The sequence below is a fragment of the Streptomyces sp. NPDC006265 genome, from assembly GCF_040613555.1.
Classification (GTDB): domain Bacteria; phylum Actinomycetota; class Actinomycetes; order Streptomycetales; family Streptomycetaceae; genus Streptomyces.
In genome coordinates, this window is sequence record NZ_JBEXSH010000544.1 from 1 (window position 1) to 6,073 (window position 6,073).

The following is a 6,073-nucleotide window of genomic DNA, read 5'->3' on the forward strand; positions in this document are numbered from 1 at the left end:
GGCCGCACACCGAGCGCGGCAACCGGGTGAACAACTGCACACGGGGTCAAAAGTCACCGACCCCAAAGGGGTCCAGGTTCAGAGACCGCCGACACAAGCCGCCGCAGGAAGGCGCTGCGGGCTTGGTTCCACGCCCAGGGGTCGCCGACAGCTTCTACTGGACGATTTCTCCGGATGCGCATGAGCGAAGGCCCACGCGGCCGGCTCGTGCGTTGTCGACGCGCGAACGGAGAGGAACGTGCCCGCGGCCCGGAAAGACGTCTGTCGGATGTCGTGCCCTTGGCATGCCCGTAAGAACGGAGAACTACGGCCCATTACGGTGCCATCCAAGCTGAAGGCATGAGGATGCAAACCTCATAGGCTCAGGTCAGACACGACGCACCCCCGCAAGCGCCGTCGCTTCCCAAGCTGAGAGCGCGAGTTCGATTCTCGTCACCCGCTCTTCTTGAAGTCCCAGGTCAGCGGCCTGGGGCTTGTCTTGTTGGAAGAGCCATTGCCGCGTTTTACGAGTACTTCTGTACCCCGAGATTGGGCACGCAGAGGGCACACACCCCTTGAGCGGGCGCCTAATCACGGAGGCGGGCCCTCAGCCTGCTGTTCCTGGGCGAGGGCGGCAACCGTCCTGCACGTGCGTCGTCGTGGGCGGTGCACAAGCGCCTTGTGGGAGCGGGCACTTGACGGCCGAGGGTCCTGCGTCAGAGCGGGAGGTCGTCGGGGAGTACCCGGAACGCCTCGTGGCAGCCGAGCGGGCGTACGGCCCGGAAGTCTCGCCGGTCGAGGGCGAGGATCGCGTCCGTGTCGTAGTCGGCGGCAAGCGCCACGTTCACCGCGTCGGCGAGGTCGAGGTCCAGCGCGCGGTGGCGGACGCGGACGGACTGGGCTGCGCCCAGGTGGTCCTGCGTGATCTCCGGCAGGACGACACGACCCCGGCTCATCCAGCGCCGCAGGTCGTCGACCGCGCTGAGGGCAGCCTCCCGGCCGAGCTCACGCGTCGCCACGTGATCCAGTTCGGCCAGCAGGAGCGGAGACATGACCAGCAGGCCCGCCGCCATGATCGCCTCGTTCGCCGCCCGGTGTTCCGGATGGGCCGAGTCCAGGGCTGCCAGAGGGCCGGACGTATCGGCGATGACAATGATCACGCGGCGGATCCGGAGCCCGAGCCGGTCTCCCGCCGGACGGCATCGCCGACCGTGTCGCGGACCTCCGACTCGGACAGCGTGCGCCCCGGCCCCCCGAAGGTGCGCGAGAAGAGCGGCTCGTCCCAGACCCGGTTCGCCATCGCGGCGAGATGGATGCCCTGGCGGATGATCTCGGCCTCGCTTATACCCCGGCGCTTGGCGGCCTCCTTGATGATCGCCAGGTCCTCGGGGTCCGCGCAGACGTTCGTGCGCTTCATGGACATGTACCAGGAGTAGTCCATGTACCGGATTGATGTATCCGGCACACCACCCCATGTCCGTGTTGCTGAGGATCAGCCGAGCCGACCTCACCCGCCCCTTTTCGGGTGCCAGACAGTTCCTGGGGAGAGGGGCGTGTCATGGGGTTGGGCTTCCGTGTCGGTGTGCCCGGGATGAGTGTGCGTGTCTCCACTCGAATGACAGCCGGACGCCGAACCCCTCTACGCTTCCGCAACCACACATGTCCTGGGCACGACGCACCTGAACGCGGAATCCCCCAAGGCCCGTCGCCCCATTCTCCAGACCAATTACTCCGAAGCCGTGCCCATAGCGTGCCCGCAAGGACGGAAAACCACGGTCAACAGTGGTGCAATCCGACGCACGAGGCGATTTCAAGGATCGCGCGCAGTTCCTCGAGCCCCCCTCAGCGGGTACGGGCCGTTCAGGGGCCGCGGCCGATTCGGCCGCGGCCGCGATATTGCGGGCCATGCCGCCGAAGACCGCGGCGTGGAACGGGGCCACGCCCCACCAGTAGACGTGCACTTCGACCCGCAGCGAGGTTTCCTCGCAATACCACTCAACGCGCAGCACCCAGGGATCACCGGGCGGCCGTAGAGACTGGCGTTGGTCATCAGTTCGGTGTACCGCAACCGCACGGAGGCGGAAGCGAACTCCTGGAGCGGTAGTCAGGGGCGATTGCTGCCCGTCAAGGTGCGGACCTACGGCGGCGTCGAGGCGCTCCGGCAGCGAGACCCCGGAACGCGAGACGTGTCGGAACGGGAAGCAGGGGCCCTTCGGGGCAGCCCGACTGGCTGCCCGCACGGGATGAGTGGCCCGGCCCTTTGTGGCCGACGGCGAGTGATCACAGAACTGCCGGTCAGGCCTTCTGACGTGACGTCATGGTCCGTTGGATCAGGATGAAGGCGCACAGCAGCACACCCGTGGCGATCTTCGTCCACCAGGAGCTGAGCGTCCCCTCGAACGTGATGACGGTCTTGATCAGGCCGAGCACCAGCACACCGAAGAGTGTGCCCAGCACATAGCCGGAACCGCCGGTCAGCAGGGTGCCGCCGATGACCACGGCGGCGATGGCGTCGAGTTCCATGCCGACGGCGTGCAGCGGGTCGCCCGACTGGATGTACAGCATGAACAGCAGGCCCGCCAGGGCCGAGCAGAGGCCGCTCACCGTGTACACGGCGATCTTCGTGCCGCCCAGCGGAAGACCCATGAGCAGAGCCGACTGCTCGTTGCCGCCGATGGCGTACACACGGCGTCCGAAGCGTGTGTAGTGGAGCAGGTAGCAGGCCGCACCGAGGACGGCCAGGGCCACGAGGGCGCCGATCGACAGTTCCCCTACGCCCAGCGACACCCGCGTCTGGGCCAGGGTGTCCACCGAGGCGTCGCTGATGGAGATCGACTCCTTGCTGATGACCAGGCACAGTCCGCGGAAGAGGAAGAGGCCGGCGAGGGTGACGATGAAGGGCTGGATCTCGAAGTTGTGGATGACGTAGCCCATCAGGAAGCCACCGAAGGCGCCCACGGCCAGGGCGAGGGGGACGACCAGGAGCAGCGGCAGGCCCTGACGTTCCACCAGCCATGCCGAGAACATGGTGGTGAAGCCGATCACCGAGCCCACGGACAGGTCGATGCCGCCGGACATGATGACGAAGGTGGCTCCGATGGCTGCGACCAGCAGGTAGCCGTTGTCGATGAACAGGTTGAGGAAGACCTGGGGTTCGGCGAACCCGTAGTTCTGGTACCGGCTGAGGCCACCGACGTACATGGCGATGAACAGAGCGGCCGTGACCAGGACGGGCAGACGCCTGTCGCCGAGCAGGCGCGCGGCACGGGAGGCGGTGCCGCTCTCCGCTGCCTTGGGGGCCTGGGCAGTCACGCTCATCGCGACACCTCCATCTTCGGGGCGGCGTCGGCCGCCGGTGCGGGCTCCACCGGGGCGGCGGCCCGGCGCGGTCCCTTGCTGCCCTTCGCGCCGAACACCTTGGCCCGGAACTTCGGGGCCTGCAGCAGGCAGACGACGATGACGACGAGGGCCTTGAAGACCAGGTTGGTCTGGGTCGGCACGCCGATGGTGTAGATCGTGGTGGTCAGGGTCTGGATGACGAGGGCCCCGATCACCGTGCCGCCGATGGAGAACCGGCCGCCGAGCAGCGAGGTGCCGCCCATCACCACGGCGAGGATCGCGTCCAGTTCGATCCACAGGCCGGCGTTGTTGCCGTCCGCTGCCGAGGTGTTGGAGCTGATCATCAGGCCCGCGATGCCCGCGCACAGCGCGCAGAACATATAGACCATGATCTTGATGCGCGTGGACCTGATGCCGACCAGGCGGCTGGCCTCGGCGTTGCCGCCGACCGACTCGACCAGCAGGCCGAGCGCCGTGCGGCGGGTCAGCGCCACGGTGACAGCCACGACGGCGGCCACCACGAAGATGGAGAAGGGCAGGGTCAGCCAGTAGCCGCCGCCGATCAGCTTGTACGGCTCGCTGTTGATGGTGATGATCTGGCCATCGGTGATCAGCTGCGCGACACCTCGGCCCGCGACCATGATGATGAGGGTCGCGATGATGGGCTGGATTCCCATCCGGGCCACCAGGAAGCCGTTCCACAGGCCACAGACGACCGCGGCCACCAGCCCGATGCCCATCGCCAGGAACACCGCGGACAGGGCGTTCTGGTCGGCCTGGTCACTGATGTACGAACAGGTCAGGGCGCCGGTGATGGCGACCACGGCACCGACGGAGAGGTCGATGCCGCCGGTCGCGATGACCAGGGTCATGCCGACCGCCACCAGGATGAGCGGCGAACCGAACAGCACGATCGAGACGAGGCTGCCGTAGAGGTGGCCGTCCGTCATCTTGATCGAGAAGAAGTCGGGTGTGAAGGGGACGTTGACGAGCAGCAGGGCGATCAGGACGGCGACCGGCCAGAACAGGTGGTGATGCGTCAGTGCTCGCCAGCGGGAGGTGGTGGTCACTGGTGTTCTCCGCTCGCGATGGTCTCGAGGATCTTGCTGGTGGTGGTCTCCGGCCCGTTGGCCAGCCGCGCCACCAGCTTGCGGTCGCGCAGCACTCCGATGGTGTGGCTGAGCCGGAGGACCTCCTCCAGTTCGGCCGCGATGTACAGCACTGACATGCCGTCCTCGGAGAGGGAGACCACCAGTTTCTGGATCTCCGCCTTGGCGCCGATGTCGATACCGCGCGTCGGCTCGTCCAGGATCAGCAGCCGCGGCTGCGTGATCAGCCAGCGGGCGAGCAGAACCTTCTGCTGGTTTCCGCCGCTGAGCTGCCCGACGCGGGCCTCCGGATCGACGGGGCGGATGTCCAGCGCCTTGATGTACTTGGCGACGAGTTCGTCGCGCTGGGGGGCCGGGATGGGCCTGGTCCAGCCGCGGGCCGCCTGGAGGGCGAGGATGATGTTCTCCCGCACCGTCAGATCGGGCACCAGGCCTTCGGTCTTGCGGTTCTCCGAGCAGAACGCGACCCCGGCGGCGATGGCGGCGTTCGGGGCGCTCATCGACACCTGCTTGCCGCCGATGGTCACCTTGCCGCTGTCCGGCTGGTCGGCTCCGAACAGCAGTCGGGCGAGTTCGGTGCGGCCGGATCCCAGCAGGCCGGCGAGTCCGAGCACCTCACCCTTCTTGATCTCCAGGTCGAAGGGGGCGATCCCGCCGGTGCGGCCGAGCCCGTCGGCCTTGACCAGGGTCTCGCCGACGTCGGAGTGCATCTGGTGCTCATGCAGCTCTTCGAGCTGGTCCAGGGCCTTGCCGATCATCAACTCGATCAGTCCGACCTGGTCGAGGTCACGGACCAGGTGCTCGCCGACCAGGGTGCCGTTGCGCAGAATGGTCATCCGGTCGCAGACCTCGTAGATCTGGTCCAGGAAGTGCGACACGAACAGGATCGCGACCCCCTCGTCCCTCAACTGCCGCATCAGGCGGAAGAGTTCGAGGACCTCATCGCGGTCGAGGCTGGAGGTCGGCTCGTCGAGGACCAGCACCTTGGTGCCGGATGCCGCGGCGTCACCGTCCCCGGTGCCCACCGACCGTACGATCGCGACCAGTTGCTGCACGGCCAGCGGGTACGAGGACAGCGGCGCGGTGACGTCGATGTCGAGTCCGAGCCGGTCGACCAGCTCCGCCGCCTCCTTGCGCACCCGCTTCCACTGGATGCGGCCGGCGCGGGTGGGTTCGCGTCCGATGAAGATGTTCTCCGCCACCGACAGGTTGGGGCAGAGGTTGACCTCCTGGTAGACCGTGCTGATGCCGGCCTGCTGCGCCTGCAGTGGGCTGCCGAACCGGACGGGCTCGCCGTCGAGGGTGATCGTGCCGCCGTCCAGGGAGTAGACGCCCGTCAGCACCTTGATCAGCGTGGACTTTCCGGCGCCGTTCTCGCCCATCAGGGCATGGATCTCGCCCGGGAAGAGCCGGAAGTCGACGCCCGACAGAGCCCTGACCCCCGGAAACTCCTTGACTACGCCCGTCATCTCCAGGACGGGCCGCGGCTCTGCCATGGCAGCGCTCCTCATGAAATGGATTCAGGTCCGCGGGGAGCCTCCCGGCCGAGGGATCCCGGTCGGCCGGGTAGAGGGCCAGTGCCGTGTCGGCGAGGGTGAGCAACTCGTCCCGGGAGAAGACGACGTCGGGGTGCAGGGCGTGGGGAC

The 6,073-nt window shown here is 67.4% G+C and carries 5 protein-coding genes; all 5 read right to left on the minus strand.

The features are described from left to right. Nucleotides 1-695: 695 nt before the first annotated feature. Nucleotides 696-1,139 carry a PIN domain-containing protein gene (locus ABZ281_RS33295; protein ID WP_356661587.1) on the minus strand — a complete coding sequence of 148 codons (444 nt, stop codon included), beginning with the start codon at nt 1,137-1,139 and terminating at the stop codon, nt 696-698. Next, nucleotides 1,136-1,402: a ribbon-helix-helix protein, CopG family gene (locus tag ABZ281_RS33300; RefSeq protein ID WP_356661595.1), complete on the minus strand. Its 267-nt coding sequence runs from the start codon at nt 1,400-1,402 to the stop codon at nt 1,136-1,138. The genes ABZ281_RS33295 and ABZ281_RS33300 overlap by 4 nt, the downstream gene beginning before the upstream one ends. Before the next feature lie 872 nt (nt 1,403-2,274). Continuing rightward, nucleotides 2,275-3,297: a galactofuranose ABC transporter, permease protein YjfF gene (gene yjfF / locus ABZ281_RS33305; RefSeq protein ID WP_356661589.1), complete on the minus strand. Its 1,023-nt coding sequence runs from the start codon at nt 3,295-3,297 to the stop codon at nt 2,275-2,277. Continuing rightward, a complete protein-coding gene (locus tag ABZ281_RS33310) occupies nt 3,294-4,388 on the minus strand; it encodes an ABC transporter permease (protein WP_356661591.1) in 1,095 nt (364 codons plus the stop codon). The genes yjfF and ABZ281_RS33310 overlap by 4 nt, the downstream gene beginning before the upstream one ends. Then, nucleotides 4,385-5,923 (minus strand): sugar ABC transporter ATP-binding protein, encoded by a 1,539-nt coding sequence (locus tag ABZ281_RS33315; protein ID WP_356661593.1) that lies wholly within the window; start codon nt 5,921-5,923, stop codon nt 4,385-4,387. The genes ABZ281_RS33310 and ABZ281_RS33315 overlap by 4 nt, the downstream gene beginning before the upstream one ends. Nucleotides 5,924-6,073 lie beyond the last annotated feature (150 nt).

Bases quoted from the DNA above. Each gene is read 5' to 3' on its own strand.
- ABZ281_RS33300 (WP_356661595.1), bottom strand. From the start codon at position 1,402: ATGTCCATGAAGCGCACGAACGTCTGCGCGGACCCCGAGGACCTGGCG.
- yjfF (WP_356661589.1), bottom strand. From the start codon at position 3,297: ATGAGCGTGACTGCCCAGGCCCCCAAGGCAGCGGAGAGCGGCACCGCC.
- ABZ281_RS33315 (WP_356661593.1), bottom strand. From the start codon at position 5,923: ATGGCAGAGCCGCGGCCCGTCCTGGAGATGACGGGCGTAGTCAAGGAG.